Raw genomic sequence first — 21,152 nt, forward strand, 5'->3', positions numbered from 1 at the left:
GGTGAATGGGCAGCGCAGGCCACCTTACCGGCGACACCACCGCCCTAGGAACGACCAACCGGGGATACCCCATTTGTGGGGTATCCCCGGTCGGGATCGCTCTACGTCATCGAGACACCTGACGGGGTCAGACGAGCTCGGTGACCGTACCGCCGGCGGCGGTGATCTTCTCCTTGGCGGAGCCGGAGACGGCGTCGACCGTCACCTGCAGCGCCACGGAGATCTCGCCCTGGCCCAGGACCTTGACGAGGCTGTTCTTGCGCACGGCGCCCTTGGCGACCAGGTCCTCGACCGTGACCTCTCCGCCCTCGGGGTAGAGGGAGGCGAGCTTGTCCAGGTTCACGACCTGGTACTCGGTCTTGAACGGGTTCTTGAAGCCCTTGAGCTTCGGGAGACGCATGTGGAGGGGCATCTGGCCACCCTCGAAGCGCTCCGGAACCTGGTAACGGGCCTTGGTGCCCTTCGTACCACGACCGGCCGTCTTACCCTTCGACGCCTCACCACGACCCACACGGGTCTTGGCGGTCTTGGCGCCCGGGGCCGGACGGAGGTTGTGGATCTTGAGCGGGTTGTTCTCCGCCATGATCAGTCGACCTCCTCGACCGTCACGAGGTGGCGGACGGTGTGCACCATGCCGCGGAACTCGGGACGATCCTCCTTGACGACCTGCGTGTTGATGCCCTTGAGACCAAGGGTGCGCAGGGTGTCACGGTGGTTCTGCTTGCTGCCGATGTAGGACTTCACCTGCGTGATCTTGAGCTGCGCCATGATCACACACCTGCCCCGGCACGAGCGCGCAGCAGAGCCGCGGGAGCGACGTCCTCGAGCGGCAGACCACGGCGGGCCGCGATCTCCTCGGGACGCTGCAGGCCCTTCAGGGCCTCCACGGTCGCGTGCACGATGTTGATGGCGTTGTCGGAGCCGAGCGACTTCGACAGCACGTCGTGGATACCGGCGCACTCGAGCACGGCGCGCACCGGACCACCGGCGATCACACCGGTACCGGGGGACGCGGGCTTGAGCAGCACGACGCCGGCAGCCTTCTCACCCTGGATGGGGTGCGGGATGGTGCCCTGGATGCGGGGGACCTTGAAGAAGTGCTTCTTGGCCTCCTCAACGCCCTTGGCGATGGCGGCCGGCACCTCCTTGGCCTTGCCGTATCCGACACCCACGGTGCCGTCACCGTCGCCCACCACGACCAGCGCGGTGAAGCTGAAGCGACGACCACCCTTCACAACCTTGGCGACACGGTTGATCGCGACGACGCGCTCGACGTACGCGGTCTTCTCGGCGGCAGCAGCGCCGCCGTCACGGCCCTTCCGGTCCCGCCGCTCGCCGCCACCGGCGCCGCCACCGCGGCGCTGGGGTCCAGCCATTGGATTACCTCTCTCTTTCCGCTAGCTACAAGCGGCTCAGAACTTGAGCCCGGCTTCGCGGGCGGCGTCCGCCAGGGCGGCGATGCGCCCGGCGTACTGGTTGCCACCACGGTCGAACACGACGGCCTCGACACCGGCGGCCTTGGCACGCTCGGCGACCAGGGCGCCGACCTGCTTGGCCTGCGCGGACTTGTCGCCCTCGCCGCCGCGGACCGACGCGTCCAGGGTGGACGCCGACGCCAGGGTGTGACCCTTCAGGTCGTCGATCACCTGCGCCACGATGTGGCGGTTGGAACGGGTCACGACCAGGCGAGGACGCTCGGCGGTGCCGGCGACCTTCTTGCGGATCCGGATGTGACGGCGCTTGATAGCAGCACGCTTGTACGCGTCGCCCTTGAGGATCTTCTGCCCGTATGCCATGGCTTACTTACCCGCCTTTCCGACCTTGCGGCGGATGACTTCGCCCTCGTACTTGACGCCCTTGGCCTTGTACGGGTCGGGCTTGCGCAGCTTGCGGATGTTGGCCGCAACCTCGCCGACCTTCTGCTTGTCGATGCCCTCGACCGAGAACCGGGTCGGGGACTCCACCTTGAAGGTGATGCCCTCGGGGGCCTCGACCGTGATCGGGTGGCTGTAGCCGAGGGAGAACTCCAGGTTCGAACCCTTGGCGACAACGCGGTAACCGACACCGCTGATCTCGAGCTTCTTCACGTAACCCTGGGTCACGCCGGTGATCATGTTCGCCACCAGCGTGCGGGACAGGCCGTGCAGGGCCTTGTTCTGACGCTCGTCGTTGGGGCGGGTGACGTTCAGGACGCCGTCCTCACCCTTGGCGATCTCGATCGGCGCCACGACGGTGTGGGTCAGCGTGCCCTTGGGGCCCTTGACCGCGACCGTGCGGCCGTCGATGGTGACGTCCACGCCGGCGGGAACCGCGATGGGGAGCTTGCCGATGCGCGACATAGCTGTTTCCTCCGTTCCCTTCTGCTACCAGACGTAGGCGAGGACTTCCCCACCCACGCCCTTCTTGCCGGCCTGCTTGTCGGTGAGGAGCCCGTGCGACGTGGAGATGATCGCCACGCCGAGGCCGCCGAGCACCTTCGGCAGGTTGGTGGACTTCGCGTACACCCGGAGACCGGGCTTGGAGATCCGCTTGATGCCCGCGATGGAGCGCTCACGGTTGGGGCCGAACTTCAGCTCCAGGACGAGGTTCTTGCCGACCTCGGCGTCCTCGACCTTCCAGCCCGTGATGAAGCCCTCCTGCTGGAGGATCTCCGCGATGTGCGACTTGATCTTCGAGTGCGGCATCGACACGGTGTCGTGGTATGCCGAGTTCGCGTTCCGCAGACGCGTAAGCATGTCTGCGATCGGATCAGTCATGGTCATGAATTGGCCTTCGGCCTCTCTCGCCGGGGTTTCCTGGTGCGCCATCCCTCTCCCCGATCCGAGACGGGACGGGTGCGGCGCGGTGGACCTACGGCGTAGTAAGTCGTACGGGCACGGCAGGTGCCCAACCCCACAAGCCTAAGCCATGCGGAGCGGGGCTCCTGCCGTTCCCATTGCTTACCGAGAGCCCTGGGAGTCCGGAACTACCGGATTACCAGGAGCTCTTGGTCACGCCCGGCAGCTCGCCACGGTGAGCCATCTCACGAAGGCACACGCGGCACAGGCCGAACTTGCGGTACACGGAGTGGGGACGGCCGCAGCGCTGGCAGCGGGTGTAGCCACGCACACCGAACTTGGGCTTGCGAGCAGCCTTCGCGATGAGAGCCTTCTTCGCCATCTCGCTCACGCCTCCTTGAACGGGAAGCCGAGGTGACGGAGAAGGGCACGGCCCTCTTCGTCGTTGGTCGCCGTGGTCACCACGGTGATGTCCATACCCCGGACGCGGTCGATCTTGTCCTGGTCGATCTCGTGGAACATGACCTGCTCCGTGAGACCGAAGGTGTAGTTGCCACGGCCGTCGAACTGCTTGGGGGACAGGCCGCGGAAGTCGCGGATGCGCGGCAGCGCGAGCGACAGGGTGCGGTCCAGGAACTCCCACATGCGGTCGCCACGGAGCGTGACGTGGGCACCGATCGGCTGACCCTCACGCAGCTTGAACTGCGCGATGGACTTGCGGGCCTTGGTGACGGCCGGCTTCTGACCGGTGATCGTGGTGAGGTCGCGGATGGCGCCCTCGATCAGCTTCGAGTCGCGGGCGGCGTCGCCCACACCCATGTTGACCACGATCTTGACGAGGCCGGGAACCTGCATGACGTTCTCGTACGAGAACTCCTCACGCAGCTTGCCCGCGATCTCCTCGCGGTACTTCGTCTTGAGACGCGGAGTGGTGGTGGTCGTCATCAGATGTCCTCACCCGTCCGCTTGGCAACGCGGATCTTGTTGCCCTCTTCGTCGAAGCGGTAGCCGACGCGGGTCACGACCTTCTTGCCGTCCTTCTCCACGACCAGCTGGACGTTGGAGACGTGGATCGGGGCCTCGGTGGTGACGATGCCGCCGGCCTGGGAACCGCGAGCCGTCGGACCGGCCTTGGTGTGCTTCTTGACCCGGTTGACACCCTCGACCAGGACACGCTGCTCGCGCGGGAAAGCGGCAATGACCTTGCCCTGCTTGCCCTTGTCCTTGCCGGTGATGACCTGGACCAGGTCGCCCTTCTTGATCTTCATGCTCACAGCACCTCCGGCGCGAGGGAGATGATCTTCATGAACTTCTTCTCGCGCAGCTCACGGCCCACGGGGCCGAAGATACGGGTGCCACGAGGGTCGCCGTCGTTCTTGAGAATGACGGCGGCGTTCTCGTCGAAGCGGATGTACGAGCCGTCCGGACGGCGGCGCTCCTTGACGGTGCGAACGATGACCGCCTTGACGACGTCACCCTTCTTCACGTTGCCACCGGGGATCGCGTCCTTGACGGTGGCGACGATGACGTCACCGATACCCGCGTAGCGGCGACCGGAGCCACCGAGCACACGGATGCAGAGGATCTCCTTCGCACCCGTGTTGTCGGCGACACGCAGTCGCGACTCCTGCTGGATCACGTCTATCTCCTGAATGTCTGCCGGTTCCCCGGGAGCCGCTCAGCGGAGCGGCTCCCGGAGCCTGGCGGAACTGTCCTGCGGGGTTTGCCCCGCAGGAATTACTTGGCCTTCTCGAGGATCTCGACGACGCGCCAGCGCTTCGTCGCGGACAGCGGCCGGGTCTCCATGAGGAGGACGCGGTCGCCGACACCCGCGGCGTTCTGCTCGTCGTGCGCCTTGAGCTTGTTCGTACGGCGGATGACCTTGCCGTACAGCGCGTGCTTCACGCGGTCCTCGACAGCGACGACGACGGTCTTGTCCATCTTGTCGCTGACGACCAGACCCTCACGGGTCTTGCGGAAACCGCGGGCGGCCTTCGTCTCTTCAGTCACGTTGTTCTCGCTCATGCGCTCTCCACCGTCTCGATGCCCAGCTCGCGCTCACGCATCAGGGTGTAGATCCGCGCGATGTCCTTGCGGACGGCCTTGAGCCGACCGTGGTTCTCGAGCTGACCCGTGGCCGCCTGGAAGCGGAGGTTGAACAGCTCTTCCTTGGCCTCGCGGAGCTTCGCCAGAAGCTCCTCGTTGCCCAGCTCGCGCAGCTCTGACGCCTTGGTACCGGCCGACATCACGCTTCACCTGCCTCGCGCTTGACGATCTTGCACTTCATCGGCAGCTTGTGAGCCGCACGGGTCAGGGCCTCGCGCGCGATCTTCTCGTTGGGGTACGACAGCTCGAACATGACGCGTCCGGGCTTGACGTTGGCCACCCACCACTCCGGGGAACCCTTACCGGAACCCATGCGGGTCTCGGCCGGCTTCTTGGTGAGGGGGCGGTCCGGGTAGATGTTGATCCAGACCTTGCCGCCACGCTTGATGTGGCGGGTCATGGCGATACGAGCCGCTTCGATCTGGCGGTTCGTCACGTACGCCGGGGTGAGCGCCTGGATGCCGTACTCGCCGAACGCAACCTGCGTGCCACCCTTCGACATGCCGTTGCGCTTCGGGTGGTGCTGCTTGCGGTGCTTGACCCTACGGGGGATCAGCATGGTGGTCAGGCCTCCGTTCCGGTGCTCTCAGCCGGAGCGGCCGCCGGAGCCTCGGCCTTGGGGGCCTCGGCAGCGGGAGCCTGCTGCGGCTTGCGACCGCGACCGCCACGCTCGCCACCGCGGCCACCACGGGCCGGGCGGTCTGCACCACCACGGGCCGGGCGGTTGCCGGCGCGGGCAGCGGCGTTCTCGGCGCGGACCTCGGCGATGTTCTTGACGTCGCCCTTGTAGATCCAGACCTTCACGCCGATGCGGCCGAAGGTCGTCTTGGCCTCGAAGAAGCCGTAGTCCACGTTCGCGCGGAGCGTGTGCAGGGGCACACGGCCCTCGCGGTAGAACTCCGAGCGGGACATCTCGGCGCCGCCGAGGCGGCCACCGCACTGGATCTTGATGCCCTTGGCGCCCGCCTTCATCGCCGACTGCATGCTCTTGCGCATGGCGCGGCGGAAGGAGACGCGGGAGGAGAGCTGCTCGGCGACGGCCTGCGCGACCAGCTGAGCGTCCGTCTCGGGGTTCTTGACCTCGAGGATGTTCAGCTGGACCTGCTTGCCGGTGAGCTTCTCGAGGTCACCGCGGATGCGGTCGGCCTCGGCGCCACGGCGGCCGATCACGATGCCCGGACGCGCGGTGTGGATGTCCACACGCACACGGTCACGGGTGCGCTCGATCTCGACCTTGGAGATGCCGGCGCGCTCCATGCCGGACGTCATCATCCGACGGATGGCGACGTCTTCCTTGACGTAGTCCTTGTACAGCTTGTCGGCGTACCAACGCGACTTGAAGTCGGTCGTGACACCGAGCCGGAACCCGTGCGGGTTTACCTTCTGGCCCATTACCGGGTTCCTTCCTTGCTGCTGACGACCACGGTGATGTGGCTGGTCCGCTTGCGGATCCGGTAGGCGCGGCCCTGGGCGCGCGGACGGAACCGCTTCAGGGTCGGGCCCTCGTCGACGTAGGCCTCGGAAATGAAGAGGCTGTCGACGTCGGTGTGGTCGTAGTTGTGCGCGGCGTTGGCAATGGCGCTGTCCAGCACCTTGCCCACCGGAACCGAGGCTGCCTGCGGAGCGAATCGCAGGACGGCCTGGGCCTCCGTGGCGTCCATGCCACGGATGAGGTCCACCACGCGGCGGGCCTTCATGGGCGTGACGCGGATGTACCGCGCCTGGGCCCTGGCTTCCATGGTTGTCCTTCCAGTTACTTACGTGTCTGTTGCGATCCGCGCCCTAGCGGCGCTTCGACTTCCGGTCTTCCTTGACGTGACCCCGGAAGGTCCGCGTCGGCGAGAACTCACCGAGCTTGTGACCGACCATCGACTCGGTGACGAACACCGGGATGTGGGTCTTGCCGTTGTGCACCGCGATCGTGTGGCCGAGCATCGCCGGGACGATCATGGAGCGACGGGACCAGGTCTTGATGACGTTCTTGGTACCGGCTTCGTTCTGCGCGTCCACCTTCTTGATCAGGTGGTCGTCGACGAAGGGTCCCTTCTTCAAGCTACGAGGCATCTCAACCCGTCCTTAGCGCTTCTTGTTCGTCTTGCGGCGGCGGACGATGTACTTGTTCGACGCCTTCTTGGGCGAACGAGTACGGCCTTCCTTCTTGCCCCAGGGGGACACGGGGTGACGGCCACCGGAGGTTCGGCCCTCACCACCACCGTGCGGGTGGTCCACCGGGTTCATGACGACACCGCGGACGGTCGGGCGGACGCCCAGCCACCGCTTGCGGCCCGCCTTGCCCCAGTTGATGTTGCTCTGCTCGGCGTTGCCGACCTCGCCGACCGTGGCGCGGCAGCGCTGGTCGACCAGGCGGATCTCGCCGGAGGGCATGCGGAGGTGGGCCATGGTGCCCTCCTTCGCGAGCAGCTGCACCGAGGCGCCGGCGGAGCGGGCGAACTTGGCGCCGCCGCCGGGACGCAGCTCGATGGCGTGCAGCGTCGTACCCACGGGGATGTTGCGCAGGGCAAGGTTGTTGCCCGGCTTGATGTCGGCCCCGGGACCGTTCTCGATGCGGTCGCCCTGGTTCAGGCCACGCGGCGCGAGGATGTAGCGCTTCTCGCCGTCCGCGTAGTGAAGCAGCGCGATGCGCGCGGTGCGGTTGGGGTCGTACTCGATGTGCGCGACCTTCGCCGGCACGCCGTCCTTGTCGTGACGACGGAAGTCGATCACTCGGTAGGCGCGCTTGTGGCCACCGCCCTGGTGGCGGACGGTCACACGACCGGAATTGTTACGGCCGCCCTTGCTGTGCAGGGGACGGACCAGCGACTTCTCCGGCGTGGACCGCGTGACCTCGACGAAGTCGGCGACGCTGGAGCCACGACGGCCCGGAGTCGTCGGCTTGTACTTGCGGATACCCATTTCTCAGTCCTCGTCCGATATCGAACGATCCTGACCGCTTACGCGGTCGGACCGCCGAAGATGTCGATACGGTCGCCCTCGGCGAGGGTCACGATCGCGCGCTTGGTGGCGGCACGCTGGCCGAAGCCGGTGCGGGTGCGCTTGCGCTTGCCGGCGCGGTTGATCGTGTTGACCCCGGTGACCTTGACCTCGAAGACCGCCTGGACGGCCTCCTTGATCTGGGTCTTGTTGGCACGCGGGTCGACGAGGAACGTGTACTTGTTCTCGTCGATGAGCGCGTAGCTCTTCTCGGACACGACCGGCTTCAGCAGGACGTCACGGGGGTCCGTGTACGCCTTGCTCGCCGGGGTGACGACGGTGTTCTTGCCCTCGGAGGCGTGACGACGCGCCTTGGCGACGCGCGCAGCCTTGGCCGCCTTGGCGGCCTTCGAGGCGATCGAGGGGTGACGGGCAGCCATCAGACCTCGCTCCCTTCGTTGTCGTTGGCCTTGTTCGGGCCGGCGACGAAGGACTCGAAAGCGGCCTTGGTGAAGACCACGTCGTCCGAGACGAGAACGTCGTACGTGTTCAGCTGGCCCGGCTCCAGGATGTGGACCTGGGGCAGGTTGCGGGCGGACAGCCACGCGGCCTCGTCGGCGCGGTCGACGACCAGGAGCAGGTTCTTGCGCTCCGAGATCTTGCCGAACAGCGACTTGGCGGCCTTGGTGGACGGGGTCTCACCCTCGACCACGCCGGTGACGACGTGGATGCGGTTGTGGCGCGCCCGGTCGGTGAGGGCGTGACGCAGGGCGGCAGCCTTCATCTTCTTGGGCGTGCGCTGCGAGTAGTCGCGCGGCACGGGACCGTGCACGACGCCACCACCGGCGAACTGCGGCGCGCGGGTCGAGCCCTGACGGGCGCGGCCGGTGCCCTTCTGGCGGTACGGCTTCTTGCCGCCACCACGGACCTCGCCACGGGTCTTCGTCTTGTGCGTGCCCTGGCGGGCAGCGGCCAGCTGTGCGACGACGACCTGGTGGATCAGCGGAACGCTGACCTTCTCGACGTCGAAGATCTCCGCGGGGAGCTCGACGGTACCGGCCTTGTCGCCCGCCGGCGAAAGGATGTCAACAGTGCTCATCGGTTACCTCAGGCCCCCTTGGCCGCGGTGCGGACCAGGACGAGGCCGCCGTTCGGACCGGGAACCGCGCCCTTGATGAGCAGCAGACCCTTCTCCGCGTCAACGGCGTGGACGGTCAGGTTCTGGGTGGTGACCCGCTCGTTGCCCATGCGACCCGCCATGCGGAGGCCCTTGAACACACGACCCGGCGTGGCGCAGCCACCGATGGAACCGGGCGAGCGGTGCTTGCGCTGGGTGCCGTGTCCGGCGCCGAGGCCACGGAAGTTGTGGCGCTTCATGACACCGGCGAAGCCCTTGCCCTTGCTCTTGCCGGTCACGTCGACCTTCACGCCGGCCTCGAACACCTCAGCGGTGATCTCCTGGCCCAGCGTGTACTCGGAGGCGTCCGACGTGCGGATCTCGACGAGGTGACGACGGGGGGTGACGTCGGCCTTGGCGAAGTGACCCTTGAGGGGCTTGTTCACCTTGCGCGGGTCGATCTCGCCGAAGGCGATCTGGACGGACTCGTAGCCGTCGACGTCGTTCGTGCGGACCTGGGTGACGACATTGGGGCCGGCCTTGACGACGGTGACCGGGACGACGCGGTTGTTCGCGTCCCACACCTGCGTCATGCCGAGCTTCTCGCCCAGGATGCCCTTGATCTGCTTTGCCATCTCTTCAGATCACCGGCCTCAGAGCTTGATCTCGATGTCGACACCGGCCGGGAGGTCGAGTCGCATCAGAGAGTCAACGGTCTTGGGGGTCGGGTCGAGGATGTCGATCAGGCGCTTGTGCGTGCGCATCTCGAAGTGCTCGCGCGAGTCCTTGTACTTGTGCGGCGACTTGATGACGCAGTACACGTTCTTCTCAGTGGGCAGCGGCACCGGGCCCGCGACCGACGCACCAGTGCGCGTCACCGTCTCGACGATCTTCTTCGCCGAAGAGTCGATGACCTCGTGGTCGTAGGCCTTGAGCCGGATGCGGATCTTCTGTCCCGCCATGGCTACTTCGTAGTCCTGTCTCTCATTACGCTCTGGAACCCGGAGCGGCTTCCCCTCACCTCCGACCCACGCGGTCGGGCGTGTCGCACTCCCGCTGACACAGATGTCCCTTGTTCGGACATCCCCGCGGGATTGACACGGCCCTACCAGAACCGCGGACCGGGGGCGAAAGGCCCACCGGGCGCCTGGCCGGCGCCGCACCGCACTTCCCGGAAGATTCCCGTACGTCCGCCCCTGATCAGGGACGACGAGTACTGTGGGACTCGCTTCCGGTCCTCCCGGCGGGAGGCGCGCAGCATCAACACTCGACCGAGCAACTCGGACAGTCTGCCACAGAGGGCGGCGCGCTGGCCAATCGGGCGGAAGAGAGTACCCCCGTGGTGACCGGCGTCAAACACCAGCGCCCGGACCCGGGCATCGTGAAGGACGCCGGCCTCCGCGATGCCGCCGACCGGAGCAGACACTGTCCGGACCGAGGACTCCGGCCCCGGCGCGTTCACTCGGCGAGCGTCCAGACGTGTGAGTCCCTCGGCGGGGCCGGCCGCGTTTCCCACTCCTCGAGGCCCCCGACGGACCCGCTGTGCGGGCTTCTCCCGTCCTTTGGCAGGAAGTAGAGGCCGTACGCCCAGCAGTCCGGCTCTTCATGGCACATGAGGTCCGGATACGGCTCGATGTCCGCCCCTTCGTATGCCGCGTTGATACGCGCAACCGCCTCGGCCCGGGACATACCGAATCGACCGACCAATTCGTCGGCGATCTCCCGAAAATACTGAAGCATTCCTTCGTCGAGTTCCGTGAGGAACTCTTCCGTCCTCGTCATGGACCCAGACTCCGCAGTAGGGAATTGTCGAACAGTTGGGCAGCATGATCGGAATAGATCGCTATCTGGTGTCCGTTGAAAACGCCGTCCGCCCCCTTCTTGAAGGGCCCCACGTTCCGGAGCATGGGCCCTTCGACCATCTCGTAGCTGTGCATGTCGGCACCGGTACGGTCCAGACGGTGCCGCCGGATGAAGTCGGAAAGTTCATCACTCGGACCGTCGAAGATTTTACTGTTCAGCTTGTCCAGCTCACTCTTGGGCACCCGGAAGTGCAGGACAGCCGGAACGTCGTTGTTCTTCCCCGGGCCTGCTCCGGTTCGCCGGCAGCAGAGCGGTGTCCAGCGCCTCCGCGACCTGCCCTGCCGGGTCGGCGGCGGTCACCATCGCTCCGGCGAAGAACCGACCGAACCACGGCCCTCGTCCCGCCCCGGTGGCCGGCGATGCCGCTCAGCGCTGCCGACACGGCGTACAAGACCGGCCTTCAGGGCACCGCTCGCCCCCTCCACCCACCGTGCACGTGCGGTTTTGGCGGTCATTCAGGCCAGGGGACGCGGACCGGCTTGCGCTTCCACCACTCGCCGAGTTCCTCTTCCGGCCTCTCCATCGTCGGGCGTACCCACGGGCGGAGCGAACGCTCCGGGTCCGGGACGGTGGCGGCTCTGAAGCGTGTGTCGAGCCGGGCAAGCAGTTGCCCCAGTGGGCCCTCGTTGGCCTCCTCGGGCAACGCACGCATCACCTGGTCCAGCGCGTCCCTGGAATCGAGGTCGTTGTCATAAGCGCTGATGGGGTAGAAGTCGTCGCCGTCCCAGCCGGGCTCCAGTCGGCGGATCAGACGCTCCCAGGATGCGAACCGGTCCGCCACCGAGTACACGGGCACCGTCATCTTCTCCCTTATGTGCGGCGCGACTCGCGACCTCTCCACCTGCAGCCGTTCCGCGTCGCACCGGGCGATCGCTTCCAGAACGGACGGCGACAAAACGTCCCACACGGACCTGCTGCACGGGGCGGCCCAGAACACGTCATGCGCCCGTCGCTCGCGGCCCCGTCGGGTCGGACCGGGTTCGGCTGCGCCTGTCAAACCGCTCACTCCTTCAACTGTTTCAGGAAGTACTCGTAGCCACCATCGGGCTGCATAAAGGTGCCGTTGTCGCCTTCACGGATCAGCATCGTCCCGGTGGCGTCGTCCCACCACGCGAAGCGGGGGATGCCGGACGGTGTGCTGCGCATACGTATACCCGGCGAACCGGTCATCAGGTCTTCCAGATGCTCCGCCACGTCCAGGTCGTCGACACCCGGGATGCCGCGCTTCTTGATGTCACCGTGAGCGGCGATCTTGTCTGCGATCATCGGCAGATTGCCGGCCTGGCTCGCGGCGTCCGGCTTGCCGATCTCGTAGAGGCCGAGCGGGTCCGCCGAAAGCAGCGGGTCGAGGAAGTAGAGGTAGGGGTTGGGCGACGGGCTCAGGCCGAGCGGGTCGGGGGTGAGGTAACGGGCCGTCTCGGGGTCGTAATAGCGGTGGAAGTTGTAGTGCAGGCCGCTCTCGTGGTCGTAGTACTGACCGGGGAACCGCAGTGGCGTGTACGCGCTGCTCCGGCGCGTCCAAGCGGTGACCCCCCACAAAGTGCTTCTCGCCTGCCAGGCCAGGCTGCCGTCCTCGGCGACCAACTCGGTGGGCGTACCCGCCAGGTCGGTGACGATGGCGAAGAAGCGAGTGTCGATCTCCTCTTGGGACGCGGTGATGAGGCGTTCCGTCTGAGTGAGGGGACGCTCCCCGTCGTAGTCCCACGTCACCGCGACGCAGTGTGGGTACGCGGAGCCAGACGTCACCTGTTCGATGAGAGTGGTGCCGTCCCAGGTGAAGTCGGTCTGCTCCACCACAGTGGCGTCGTCCGCACCCAGCCGTTGCTTGGCGATGCGGCGGCCCATGGGGTCGTATTCGTAGCGCCAGAGAACACCGTCGGGCGTACGGACGGAAACCAGTCGGTCCTCCGCGTCCCATGTGTACGTCCACGTCTCGGGCTTGCGGGAAAGGCGGGCGCGCTGCCGCCGCACCATTCGGCCCTGCTTGTCGTAGTGGTAGCGCGTGCGGCCGGCTCGGAGCACCCTCGTGCCCGCTTGTCCAGGTCGAGAACATGCCAGTCACTCGGCCGGTGCCCCACCATCCCGCAACCCCCGTCACGCGCACATCGCCAACACCCGTATGCACACGCGAACTTACCGGGCACAGCAGTTCGACGGGAAGGCCGGGCCGTCGCGTCACAGCCGGTTCAGCTGGTTCCCCAGTTCAGCTGGTTCATGAACGCCGGCCGCGCAGGGCCTGCCAGGCGTCCTCCGCCGCGTAGGCAATCCTCAGGCGCCAGGCCTCCAGTTTGTTCAGCACCGCCGACACGGCCTTCCACCGCTTCAACCACGGCGGTAGATCCCGGAAGGGCACGAAGGTCATCGTGTCGCCGACCGCGTTCACCGCGATGCTCCTGCGGCCCGGGCCCGCCGCCCGCAGCACCTCGTACAGCTCTGGCGTCAGTGCCCCGTTCAGCCGCGCCGCCGTGCCCACCGCCGTGAAGGCGAAGCCCCGCTGGTCGGTGTCCGGAAGCTGCGTCGCGCGGACGATGCGCGGGGAGGCGTCCTCCAAGGGGCAGTTGAAGGCGAGGCCGATCGCCGCCGTGCCCAGGTTCCGCTCACCCCGCTCGAACGCCGCGTCCCACTCCCCCAGGTCGTCGAGACCCAGCAGGCCCTCCCCCGTCGCCCAGTCCCACGACCGCGTCACTCCCGCTCAGTCCGCGAACCGGAACGTCGACGTGATCGCGTCGAAGATGTCGAAGAAGGACTCCGCGAGGTCCAGGACCTGGCTGCTGCCCGCGACCAGGGCGACCTTGCCCTCCTGCCCCGGCACCGGGATGAACGTCTGCATCAGCACGGCACGGATCGTGCGGCCGAGCTCGTCGTCCGGTACCGGGACGTCCTCGATGCCGTACGTCCGGGCCGCCGGGCCGACGCCCGGGATGTCGACGGTGGTCACCTTGCGCCAGGAGTCGCCCTCCCGCTTCGCCTCCTTGACCGCGAGCTGGGCGGTGACTGCCTCCGGATCGGTGGGGAGCGGGTCGCCCTTGCTGGTGCGGCCGCCGACCAGGGACACCGTGACCGAGCCGGTGATCGGGGTGTCGCCCCCGAAGGTCTCCGCCATGCAACCGCAGTACAGCGCGCCCGACTTCCAGGCATCCGCCGCCGCCTTGCGCAGGAAGGAGATGTACGTGTCGCGGTGCGGGGCCAGTTCGGGGTGGGCGCGCAGACGTTCGGTCACCATGTGGTGGATCGAGTCGTCCCGCGACTCCGGCCGTACGTCGAACTCCCACCAGCTCTCCGGCACCTTGATCCGGAAACCGCCCCGCTCGACGGTCAGCGCTTCCATGTAACGGGCCATGTCGCCGGCGTCCCCCTTCGGTCGATGACGTGCCGACATCGTGCCATCGCGCCGTCATCGCGTCGGACGCGGGCCCGTCAGTCGCCGAAGGTCGTCGTCAGGACGTGCACATGTGCCGGACCACCGCCGGCGACTCCAGCTCCGCCGGGACGCCCGTCAGCCCGCCCGACCAGAGGAGCAGCGAGGCGGCGGTCACGTCGTGGGGGCGGAGCCAGCCCAGGTCCCAGGCGATGCTCATCGTCGTGCTGTCGAAGGCGCAGGCCGACGGACGCCCGCCAGCAGCACGTCCACCTCGGCCCCGCGCCCGTCCAGGAAGTCGCCCAGTGATACGTCGGCCAGGCGCCACGTGCCCGTGGCGTTCACCGCTCCGATCTCCACCACCCCGCCGAGCGGGCCGAAGACCTCCCGGGCGAGCAGTTCTGCCGTGAACTCCTCGACCGGCCTGCCGTCTCCGGTCACCGTCAGCCCTTCTTCGCCACCGTCAGCAGCACCGCCGCGTCCTCCAGCGCCTCCAGCCCGTGCCGGGCGGCCGGGATGGCGAGGAGGTCGCCGGTGCGGCCCTCCCAGCCGACGTCGCCACTGGTCAGGCGGACGCGGCCGCGTAGGACGAGGAGGGTGGCCTCCCCCGGGCTGTCGTGCTCGGCGAGTTCCGTGCCGGCGGTCAGCGCGAGCAGGGTCTGGCGCAGGGTGTGCTCGTGGCCGCCGTGGACGGTGGTCGCGCTGCGGCCGCTGGAGGCGGTGGCGGCCTGCTCCAGGTGGGTGCGGACGAGGGCGTCGAGCGAGAGCTTCTCCATGCGTCCAGCGTCGCCGAGCGCCCCGGGACCCGACCAGGGCCATATGGGGTACGCGCACTCCGCGATACTGGCACCGTGCCGTCCACCCCGCAGCCCGTGACGCCCGACCCGCCGGACGCGATCGCGCGTCCGCTGCTCACGCAGTCCTGGCTGGACCTGACGTTCGTGCACTGGGCGGTGGACCCGGCCGACGTGGCGGGGCTGCTGCCGCCGGGCGCCGTGCCCGACACGCTCGACGGCGTGACGTACGTCGGTCTCGTCGCGTTCCGGATGCACCGGGTGGGCTGGCTGCGGCTGCCGGGTGTGCCGTACCTGGGGAACTTCCCGGAGACCAACGTCCGCCTGTACTCCGTGGACGAGCACGGCCGGCGCGGGGTGGTGTTCCTGTCCCTGGACGCCTCCCGGCTGATCCCGGTGCTGGTCGGCCGCCTCGGCTTCGGGATGCCGTACGTCTGGTCCCGGATGCGCGTACGGCACGACGACGAGCGCACCGCCACGTACACCGCGTCCCGCCGCTGGCCGGGCCCGCGCGGCGCGGGGACGCGGCTCACCGTGCGGCGGGGCGAGGCGGTCGAGGAGCCGACGGAGCTGGAGCACTTCCTCACCGCCCGCTGGGGCATGCACGGCGTGTTCTTCGGGCGGCCGATGTACCTGCCGAACGCTCATCCGCGCTGGCCGCTGTACCGGGCGGAGTTGCTGCAGTGCGAGGAGGACCTGGTCGCGGCGGCGGGGCTGCCCGCGCCGACGGCCGGGCCGGTCAGCGTGCTGTACTCGCCGGGCGTCCCCGCCCGCTTCGGCCGCCCGGCCCGCCCGGCGGGCATCCCCACGCCCTGAACGCGGAGGGGGCCGAGGGCGCGATGCCCCCGGCCCCGTACGACGTACGCCTCAGATGAATCAGATGATGCCCTGCGCCAGCATCGCGTCCGCGACCCGCTCGAACCCGGCGATGTTCGCGCCGGCGACGTAGTCACCCGGGACCCCGTACCGCTCGGCGGTCTCCGCGCAGGTGGTGTGGATGTCGGTCATGATGCGGGCCAGCTCGGCCTCGACGTGGTCGGCCTTCCAGGACGTGCGGGACGCGTTCTGCGTCATCTCCAGCGCGCTGACCGCGACACCGCCCGCGTTGGCCGCCTTGCCGGGGCCGAAGGCGACGCCGGCCTGCTGGAGCAGGTCGACGGCGTCGGGGGTGGTGGGCATGTTCGCGCCCTCGGAGACCGCCTTCACGCCGTTACGGATCAGCGTGGCGGCGTCGTCGGCGTTCAGCTCGTTCTGCGTGGCCGACGGCAGGGCGACGTCCGCGGGGACCTCCCAGACGCGACCGCCGGGCACGTACCGCGCGGAGGCGCCGCGGCGCTCGGCGTACGTGCTCACCCGGCCCCGCTCGACCTCCTTGATCTGGCGCAGCAGGTCCAGGTCGATGCCCTTCTCGTCGACGACGTAGCCGCCGGAGTCGGAGCAGGTCACGGGGGTGGCGCCGAGGGCGGTGAGCTTCTGGATCGTGTAGATCGCGACGTTGCCGGAGCCGGAGACGACGGCCGTCTGCCCCGCCAGCTCCTCGCCGCGGGCGCGCAGCATGGCCTCGGCGAACAGCACGTTGCCGTAGCCGGTCGCCTCCGGGCGGATCAGCGAGCCGCCCCAGCCGGCCGCCTTGCCGGTGAGGACGCCGCCCTCCCAGCGGTTGGTGATGCGCCGGTACTGGCCGAAGAGGTAGCCGATCTCGCGGGCGCCGACGCCGATGTCACCGGCGGGGATGTCCGTGTACTCGCCGATGTGCCGGTACAGCTCCGTCATGAACGACTGGCAGAAGCGCATGACCTCGGCGTCGCTGCGGCCCTGCGGGTCGAAGTCGCTGCCGCCCTTGCCGCCGCCGATGCCGAGCCCGGTGAGCGCGTTCTTGAAGATCTGCTCGAAGCCGAGGAACTTGATGATCCCGAGGTTCACCGAGGGGTGGAAGCGCAGGCCGCCCTTGTACGGGCCGAGGGCGCTGTTGAACTCGATACGGAAGCCACGGTTGACGTGGACGCGGCCGTTGTCGTCCGTCCACGGCACCCGGAAGATAATCTGCCGCTCGGGCTCGATCAGCCGCTCCACGAGACCCGGGTCGGCGTACTCCGGCCGGGCGGCCAGTACGGGTGCGAGCGTCTCCAGCACCTCACGCGCGGCCTGGTGGAACTCCGGCTCGGCCGGGTTGCGGCGCTCGATCTCGGCGCGGATCTGGTCGAGCGACATCTTGGGGTCGGGGCGTGAGGACACGGGGGTCACGGGGTCCCTTTCTGGGCACGGCGGGCACCCGGTCGCGGGCACATGGACACCGTGACGCCATGCACGGGCAACCGGAGGGGAGCGCTCGGCGCCGTTGCCGCGCGCGGGACGTCGGCCGCACCGTTCGTACGCCAGTTCCGTATACGACAGGTCGCCCGACCCTTCCAGTGTTACTCCTGTGTTTCTCGGATACCAAGAGGGCCCCCCGGAATGTCCGCTATCTGGACGTCGCGTACGGAGTGTGGACGTGATGCAGGTCGCGTCAGCGGTCGGCGGCGTACGTGAGGAAGCGGGTCCACGCGGCCGGCGTGAGGGCGAGGCGGGGGCCGGCGGGGGTCTTGGAGTCGCGTACCTGGACGGTGCGGGGGGCTATGGCGACCTCGACGCAGGAATCGCCGTCGGGGCCGCTGCTGTAGCTGCTCTTGAACCACTTCGGTTCGGAGATGTCTCCGGCGGAGGCCTTGCGCATCATGTCTCTCCCAGCACGTGCTCGATGAAGGTGAGCGTCTCCGCGGGCGGGAGCGCCTGGGCCCGGATGGTCCCATACCGCAGTTCGAGGATGCGGAGCTGTTTCGGGTCGGAGGTGGGGCGGCCGTTGTACGCGCCGTCGGACCGGCCCATCGCCGTGCCGTCGGCGAACTTCAGGATCTCGATCCGCCCGCTCAGCCCGGGGTGGGCCCCGCTGCTCGTCGGCATGACCTGGAGGGTGACGTTGCGCAACCGGCCCACCTCCAGCAGGCGTTCGAGTTGTCGGCGGCACACCATTGTGTCGCCGACCCGGCGGCGCAGGGCCGCCTCTTCCAGGACAAAGCTGAGCGCGGGCGCGGGTGAACGGTCGAAGACGGACTGCCGTGCCATGCGAGCCGCCAGCACCCGCTCCAGGTCCTCCTCCGAGTAGGCGGGCTGCCACGCCTCGAACAACGCCCGCGCGTGTTCCGGGGTCTGCAACAGGCCGTTGACGCTGATGCTCTCGTACACGCCGATCTCGACGGCCTGCGCCTCCAGCTTGGCCAACTCCCGTACGCGGCGCGGATACCGCACCCGCTTGACGTCCTCCCAAGCCGCCGCGAGCAGTCCGCCCGCCCCCAACACCTCGTCGGCCCGCTCCAGATACTCCCGCCGGGGAATCCGCTTGCCCGCCTCGACCTTGTAGACGAGGTCCTCCCCATAGCCCACGGCACGGGCGAAGTCGCACACCCGCATTCCCACAGCCTCGCGCCGCAGCCTCAACTGCCGTCCCACGGTGGTGATGACGGCGACACCCCACTCGTCGTCCGGATCGACCTCCCACCCGGGTTCGTCCGCCTCCCCCACGGCCCGCACGACCTCACCGTCCACCGCCATCCCGCACCACCCCTCCGTGTCGTCCGCAGCGCCCCCACACTCCGGCGCCTCCCTCTGCCAACGAGCCGGACAGCTTGGACAGCACTGGACAAGTCGTGGACGATCACGACAGACAACCGATCTTCGGGGATGGAACCGAAGGGCGAACTCCGCATCACGGTGCACTGCCTGTCGCAGTCGAAACCGACCGACACGCGAAACGTGATGCTCCGGTGCCCCCAGCGGTCCCCCATGCAAGAACTTGGGGGAAAGCACCCCACCAAGCCCCACCCCTCCCGCCCGCAGGGCGTGATCACTCGGGCGAGTGAACATTCACTGCTCAGCTGGTTTTTCGAGCCCTCAGCACCTCTACGCTCAGCGCAACACAACCCGAAAAAGACTTCGGCCCCCGCCGGGACTGCCATCCCAGTGCGAGGGCCTGACCACCTAGGAAACCAACCTTCCCGATGGATACCCAAAACACTAGCGCGCCCTCGCGCGCCCAGTCAGCCGCCGGCGGCAATCCCACCCGTCCGCGTCACCACACCGCCGGTGTCATCCACGAGAACACCCACCACACCGCCCGCTTCACGGTGATCGGCAACCACCTGACCCAGCACAAGGAACTCTCCCTGCTGGCGATCGGCCTCGGCTGCCACATCCAGTCCCTCCCCACCGGCACCCCGACCGACATCAAGTCGCTCACCGCCCGCTTCAAGGAGGGCGCCACCCGTATCGCCGCCGCGCTGCGGGAGTTGGAGGCGCACGGCTACCTCCGCCGCGAGCGGATCCGCACCGCCACCGGCCGGATCATCACCCGCACCATCTCCTGCAACCAGCCCGGCCACCGCCGTCAGCCCGCCGACACCGACTGCCCCGCGCCGCCGCAGCCCCGGCCCGCCTCCGCACACCGGCCCCAGCCGCGCCCCCGGAAGGCCCTCCCGGCGGTCCCGCAGCCCACCCAGGCCGCCGCCACCGCCCTTCACCAGCAGGCCACCGACCTGCTCAGCACGCTCCGCCGCCACGACCCGCGCCTGCTGCTCTCCGCCACGGACACCGCACACCTCGCCCCGGGCGTCATCGCCTGGCTGGAACGCGAGGTCACCCCCACCGCCGTACGGCACGCCCTCACCTCCGACCTCCCGGCCGACGCGCTCCGCCGCCCCGCGGCCCTCCTCGCCCACCGCCTCGTCACCCAGCTCCCACCCCCACCCCCGTACCGCACCCGGTCCACCCCACCCCCCGTCCGCGACAAACTCCGCACCTGCGAATCCTGCGACCGCGCCTTCCGAGCCCCGGAAACGGAAACACACTGCCGCGACTGCCGCACACAGGTGTGCACCGAGTCCTCGGGCGCCTAGGGAACACCGCCGCCCCGGACCGGTGACGGGCGACCGGGCCGGGGCGGGGTTTCGGACTGTTCAGTGCTTACGGTGCTTCGGCCCCTTCGGGCCGCCCTTCCCGCAGTCGTCCTCGCGGGCGTCCTTCAGGGTGTCGCGCAGCGCGTAGTACGCCGGCTTGCGGCCGAAGTCCTCCGTCATGACCGTCGCGAATCCCTCGCCCTGGAAGAACACCGGGACCCACGAGTACTTGTCGGTGAAGCCCCAGATGGTGAACGAGTTGCAGCCGTCGACCTCCAGGCACGCCTGCAGCATCCGCTGGTAGTACTCCGCCTGCTGCTTCTCCTGGGCCGGGGTCGGCCGGGACCCCTCCGGCACGTCCATGCGGACGTCCAGCTCGGTGACCGCCGTCTCCAGGCCCAGCGCGTCGAAGCGGCGCAGGTTGTCGGCGAGGTCGCCGGGGAAGCCGTAGCGCGTGCTCAGGTGGCCCTGGACGGAGAAGCCGTGCACCGGCACCCGCTGAGCGCGCAGGTCCTTCACCAGCGCGTAGTACGCGTCGCTCTTCGCGTTGACGCTCTCGACGTTGTAGTCGTTGAAGAACAGCTTCGCCTTCGGGTCCGCCTTGTGCGCCCAGCGGAACGCGTCCGCGACGATGCCCGGGCCGAGCTCACGGATCCAGATGTTGTCCTGCGTGCGCAGGTTGCCCTGGTCGTCGAAGATCTCGTTCGCCACGTCCCACTGCTGGATCTTGCCCTTGTACCGGCCGACCACCGTGGTGATGTGCTCGCGCAGGATGCCGCGCAGCTCCTCCTTGGTGAAGTCGCCGTCCTCCAGCCACGCCGGGTTCTGGCTGTGCCACAACAGCGTGTGTCCGCGCACCACTTGGCGGTTCTTGCGGGCGAACTCCACGATCGCGTCCGCCTGCCCGAAGTCGTAGCGGTCGCGCTCGGGGTGGATGTGGTCCCACTTCATCTGGTTCTCGGGCGAGACCGAGCTGAACTCCCGCCCCAGGACCTTCCGGTACTCCTTGTCGTACGTGAAGGGGTCCGGGTAGTCCTGCTCCAGGTGGTGGCCGCCGCCTGCCACGGCGGTGCCGATCGCGAAACCTTCGGGCGCGGCCGCCCGCAGCCGGTCGGGCGAGGCGTGGGAGTGCTGCGGGGCCTTGGGCCCGGCCGAGGAGGCGGCGGACGCCGAACCGCCCAGGAGCGGCAGGGCCAGTGCTGCGGTGGCGAGGGCCACGGTGGCGAAACGAAGGGGTCTCATGCGGGGGCTCTCATTCCCGTCGTCGTTCTCGAATGT

At 68.4% G+C, this 21,152-nt stretch carries 35 protein-coding genes and 1 pseudogene; 2 read left to right on the top strand and 34 right to left on the bottom strand.

Annotated features, from left to right (window positions below):
- Positions 1-127 precede the first annotated feature (127 nt).
- The 30 genes and pseudogenes from rplO to ACQY0Z_RS03745 form a co-directional block, all read right to left on the bottom strand.
- The gene (gene rplO, locus ACQY0Z_RS03600; RefSeq protein WP_006130771.1) at positions 128-583 is read right to left on the bottom strand and encodes a 50S ribosomal protein L15; all 456 of its coding nucleotides are present in this window, start codon (positions 581-583) and stop codon (positions 128-130) included.
- A gap of 2 nt (positions 584-585) precedes the next feature.
- Positions 586-768: a 50S ribosomal protein L30 gene (gene rpmD, locus ACQY0Z_RS03605; RefSeq protein ID WP_026244147.1), complete on the bottom strand. Its 183-nt coding sequence runs from the start codon at positions 766-768 to the stop codon at positions 586-588.
- Between the two features lie 2 nt (positions 769-770).
- The gene (gene rpsE / locus ACQY0Z_RS03610) at positions 771-1,376 is read right to left on the bottom strand and encodes a 30S ribosomal protein S5 (RefSeq protein WP_004984517.1); all 606 of its coding nucleotides are present in this window, start codon (positions 1,374-1,376) and stop codon (positions 771-773) included.
- A gap of 36 nt (positions 1,377-1,412) precedes the next feature.
- A complete protein-coding gene (gene rplR / locus ACQY0Z_RS03615) occupies positions 1,413-1,796 on the bottom strand; it encodes a 50S ribosomal protein L18 (protein ID WP_004927235.1) in 384 nt (127 codons plus the stop codon).
- A 3-nt stretch (positions 1,797-1,799) separates the two neighbouring features.
- Positions 1,800-2,339, bottom strand: coding sequence for a 50S ribosomal protein L6 (gene rplF, locus ACQY0Z_RS03620; protein WP_019526954.1), 540 nt, complete (start codon positions 2,337-2,339; stop codon positions 1,800-1,802).
- 24 nt (positions 2,340-2,363) lie between these two features.
- Positions 2,364-2,762, bottom strand: coding sequence for a 30S ribosomal protein S8 (rpsH, locus tag ACQY0Z_RS03625; protein ID WP_006130772.1), 399 nt, complete (start codon positions 2,760-2,762; stop codon positions 2,364-2,366).
- A gap of 211 nt (positions 2,763-2,973) precedes the next feature.
- Entirely contained in the window at positions 2,974-3,159 is a 186-nt protein-coding gene (locus ACQY0Z_RS03630; RefSeq protein WP_003948630.1) for a type Z 30S ribosomal protein S14, read from the bottom strand.
- A 5-nt stretch (positions 3,160-3,164) separates the two neighbouring features.
- A complete protein-coding gene (gene rplE, locus ACQY0Z_RS03635) occupies positions 3,165-3,722 on the bottom strand; it encodes a 50S ribosomal protein L5 (protein ID WP_019526952.1) in 558 nt (185 codons plus the stop codon).
- Positions 3,722-4,045: a 50S ribosomal protein L24 gene (gene rplX / locus ACQY0Z_RS03640; RefSeq protein WP_026244146.1), complete on the bottom strand. Its 324-nt coding sequence runs from the start codon at positions 4,043-4,045 to the stop codon at positions 3,722-3,724. Before rplX ends, rplE begins: the two co-directional genes overlap by 1 nt.
- A gap of 2 nt (positions 4,046-4,047) precedes the next feature.
- On the bottom strand, positions 4,048-4,416 hold the full coding sequence (gene rplN, locus ACQY0Z_RS03645) for a 50S ribosomal protein L14 (RefSeq protein ID WP_003998823.1): 369 nt from the start codon (positions 4,414-4,416) through the stop codon (positions 4,048-4,050).
- Positions 4,417-4,514: 98 nt separating this feature from the next.
- Entirely contained in the window at positions 4,515-4,802 is a 288-nt protein-coding gene (rpsQ, locus tag ACQY0Z_RS03650; RefSeq protein ID WP_019526950.1) for a 30S ribosomal protein S17, read from the bottom strand.
- The gene (gene rpmC, locus ACQY0Z_RS03655; protein ID WP_003974259.1) at positions 4,799-5,023 is read right to left on the bottom strand and encodes a 50S ribosomal protein L29; all 225 of its coding nucleotides are present in this window, start codon (positions 5,021-5,023) and stop codon (positions 4,799-4,801) included. Before rpmC ends, rpsQ begins: the two co-directional genes overlap by 4 nt.
- Positions 5,023-5,442, bottom strand: coding sequence for a 50S ribosomal protein L16 (rplP, locus tag ACQY0Z_RS03660; RefSeq protein ID WP_004984526.1), 420 nt, complete (start codon positions 5,440-5,442; stop codon positions 5,023-5,025). The genes rpmC and rplP overlap by 1 nt, the downstream gene beginning before the upstream one ends.
- Positions 5,443-5,447: 5 nt before the next feature.
- Positions 5,448-6,275, bottom strand: coding sequence for a 30S ribosomal protein S3 (gene rpsC, locus ACQY0Z_RS03665; protein ID WP_004927271.1), 828 nt, complete (start codon positions 6,273-6,275; stop codon positions 5,448-5,450).
- The gene (rplV, locus tag ACQY0Z_RS03670; protein ID WP_006130776.1) at positions 6,275-6,622 is read right to left on the bottom strand and encodes a 50S ribosomal protein L22; all 348 of its coding nucleotides are present in this window, start codon (positions 6,620-6,622) and stop codon (positions 6,275-6,277) included. Before rplV ends, rpsC begins: the two co-directional genes overlap by 1 nt.
- Positions 6,623-6,665: 43 nt before the next feature.
- Complete coding sequence (rpsS, locus tag ACQY0Z_RS03675) at positions 6,666-6,947, bottom strand: 30S ribosomal protein S19 (RefSeq protein ID WP_004984529.1); 282 nt, start codon at positions 6,945-6,947, stop codon at positions 6,666-6,668.
- 12 nt (positions 6,948-6,959) lie between these two features.
- Positions 6,960-7,796 carry a 50S ribosomal protein L2 gene (rplB, locus tag ACQY0Z_RS03680; RefSeq protein WP_189898872.1) on the bottom strand — a complete coding sequence of 279 codons (837 nt, stop codon included), beginning with the start codon at positions 7,794-7,796 and terminating at the stop codon, positions 6,960-6,962.
- A 38-nt stretch (positions 7,797-7,834) separates the two neighbouring features.
- Positions 7,835-8,254: a 50S ribosomal protein L23 gene (gene rplW, locus ACQY0Z_RS03685; protein ID WP_189898873.1), complete on the bottom strand. Its 420-nt coding sequence runs from the start codon at positions 8,252-8,254 to the stop codon at positions 7,835-7,837.
- Positions 8,254-8,913, bottom strand: coding sequence for a 50S ribosomal protein L4 (rplD, locus tag ACQY0Z_RS03690; protein ID WP_019526947.1), 660 nt, complete (start codon positions 8,911-8,913; stop codon positions 8,254-8,256). The genes rplW and rplD overlap by 1 nt, the downstream gene beginning before the upstream one ends.
- A gap of 8 nt (positions 8,914-8,921) precedes the next feature.
- Entirely contained in the window at positions 8,922-9,566 is a 645-nt protein-coding gene (gene rplC, locus ACQY0Z_RS03695; protein ID WP_019526946.1) for a 50S ribosomal protein L3, read from the bottom strand.
- A gap of 18 nt (positions 9,567-9,584) precedes the next feature.
- On the bottom strand, positions 9,585-9,893 hold the full coding sequence (gene rpsJ / locus ACQY0Z_RS03700) for a 30S ribosomal protein S10 (protein ID WP_003948644.1): 309 nt from the start codon (positions 9,891-9,893) through the stop codon (positions 9,585-9,587).
- A 496-nt stretch (positions 9,894-10,389) separates the two neighbouring features.
- Positions 10,390-10,713: a hypothetical protein gene (locus ACQY0Z_RS03705; RefSeq protein ID WP_189898875.1), complete on the bottom strand. Its 324-nt coding sequence runs from the start codon at positions 10,711-10,713 to the stop codon at positions 10,390-10,392.
- A complete protein-coding gene (locus ACQY0Z_RS03710; RefSeq protein ID WP_189898877.1) occupies positions 10,710-10,976 on the bottom strand; it encodes a hypothetical protein in 267 nt (88 codons plus the stop codon). The genes ACQY0Z_RS03705 and ACQY0Z_RS03710 overlap by 4 nt, the downstream gene beginning before the upstream one ends.
- A 269-nt stretch (positions 10,977-11,245) precedes the next feature.
- Complete coding sequence (locus tag ACQY0Z_RS03715; protein WP_189898879.1) at positions 11,246-11,596, bottom strand: hypothetical protein; 351 nt, start codon at positions 11,594-11,596, stop codon at positions 11,246-11,248.
- Between the two features lie 200 nt (positions 11,597-11,796).
- Positions 11,797-12,825, bottom strand: a pseudogene (locus ACQY0Z_RS03720) (RHS repeat domain-containing protein); the annotation flags it as partial.
- A gap of 181 nt (positions 12,826-13,006) precedes the next feature.
- Complete coding sequence (locus tag ACQY0Z_RS03725) at positions 13,007-13,480, bottom strand: hypothetical protein (protein WP_019525198.1); 474 nt, start codon at positions 13,478-13,480, stop codon at positions 13,007-13,009.
- A 6-nt stretch (positions 13,481-13,486) separates the two neighbouring features.
- Positions 13,487-14,134, bottom strand: coding sequence for a hypothetical protein (locus ACQY0Z_RS03730; protein ID WP_254586409.1), 648 nt, complete (start codon positions 14,132-14,134; stop codon positions 13,487-13,489).
- Positions 14,135-14,231: 97 nt separating this feature from the next.
- Positions 14,232-14,372 carry a hypothetical protein gene (locus ACQY0Z_RS03735; RefSeq protein ID WP_381730561.1) on the bottom strand — a complete coding sequence of 47 codons (141 nt, stop codon included), beginning with the start codon at positions 14,370-14,372 and terminating at the stop codon, positions 14,232-14,234.
- Positions 14,369-14,593: a hypothetical protein gene (locus ACQY0Z_RS03740; protein ID WP_381730560.1), complete on the bottom strand. Its 225-nt coding sequence runs from the start codon at positions 14,591-14,593 to the stop codon at positions 14,369-14,371. The genes ACQY0Z_RS03735 and ACQY0Z_RS03740 overlap by 4 nt, the downstream gene beginning before the upstream one ends.
- Positions 14,594-14,595: 2 nt before the next feature.
- Positions 14,596-14,928, bottom strand: a complete 333-nt coding sequence (locus tag ACQY0Z_RS03745; RefSeq protein WP_254586411.1) for a cupin domain-containing protein — start codon at positions 14,926-14,928, stop codon at positions 14,596-14,598.
- Positions 14,929-15,003: 75 nt separating this feature from the next.
- On the opposite strand from ACQY0Z_RS03745, the gene ACQY0Z_RS03750 reads away from it, so the two are divergent.
- Positions 15,004-15,762, top strand: coding sequence for a YqjF family protein (locus ACQY0Z_RS03750; RefSeq protein WP_439811828.1), 759 nt, complete (start codon positions 15,004-15,006; stop codon positions 15,760-15,762).
- A gap of 60 nt (positions 15,763-15,822) precedes the next feature.
- On the opposite strand, the gene gdhA is transcribed toward ACQY0Z_RS03750, so the two are convergent.
- The 3 genes from gdhA to ACQY0Z_RS03765 form a co-directional block, all read right to left on the bottom strand.
- Entirely contained in the window at positions 15,823-17,157 is a 1,335-nt protein-coding gene (gene gdhA, locus ACQY0Z_RS03755) for an NADP-specific glutamate dehydrogenase (protein WP_439813345.1), read from the bottom strand.
- A 295-nt stretch (positions 17,158-17,452) separates the two neighbouring features.
- A complete protein-coding gene (locus ACQY0Z_RS03760) occupies positions 17,453-17,662 on the bottom strand; it encodes a DUF397 domain-containing protein (RefSeq protein WP_381724697.1) in 210 nt (69 codons plus the stop codon).
- Entirely contained in the window at positions 17,659-18,534 is an 876-nt protein-coding gene (locus ACQY0Z_RS03765) for a helix-turn-helix domain-containing protein (protein ID WP_189898891.1), read from the bottom strand. Before ACQY0Z_RS03765 ends, ACQY0Z_RS03760 begins: the two co-directional genes overlap by 4 nt.
- Before the next feature lie 446 nt (positions 18,535-18,980).
- On the opposite strand from ACQY0Z_RS03765, the gene ACQY0Z_RS03770 reads away from it, so the two are divergent.
- On the top strand, positions 18,981-19,874 hold the full coding sequence (locus ACQY0Z_RS03770) for a helix-turn-helix domain-containing protein (RefSeq protein WP_439811829.1): 894 nt from the start codon (positions 18,981-18,983) through the stop codon (positions 19,872-19,874).
- 60 nt (positions 19,875-19,934) lie between these two features.
- Here the strand turns inward: ACQY0Z_RS03770 and ACQY0Z_RS03775 are convergent, their stop codons facing one another.
- The gene (locus ACQY0Z_RS03775) at positions 19,935-21,116 is read right to left on the bottom strand and encodes an endo-1,4-beta-xylanase (RefSeq protein WP_189898895.1); all 1,182 of its coding nucleotides are present in this window, start codon (positions 21,114-21,116) and stop codon (positions 19,935-19,937) included.
- Positions 21,117-21,152: the final 36 nt, after the last annotated feature.

The sequence above is a fragment of the Streptomyces sp. P9-2 genome, assembly GCF_051903975.1.
Taxonomy (GTDB): Bacteria; Actinomycetota; Actinomycetes; order Streptomycetales; family Streptomycetaceae; genus Streptomyces; species Streptomyces cellulosae.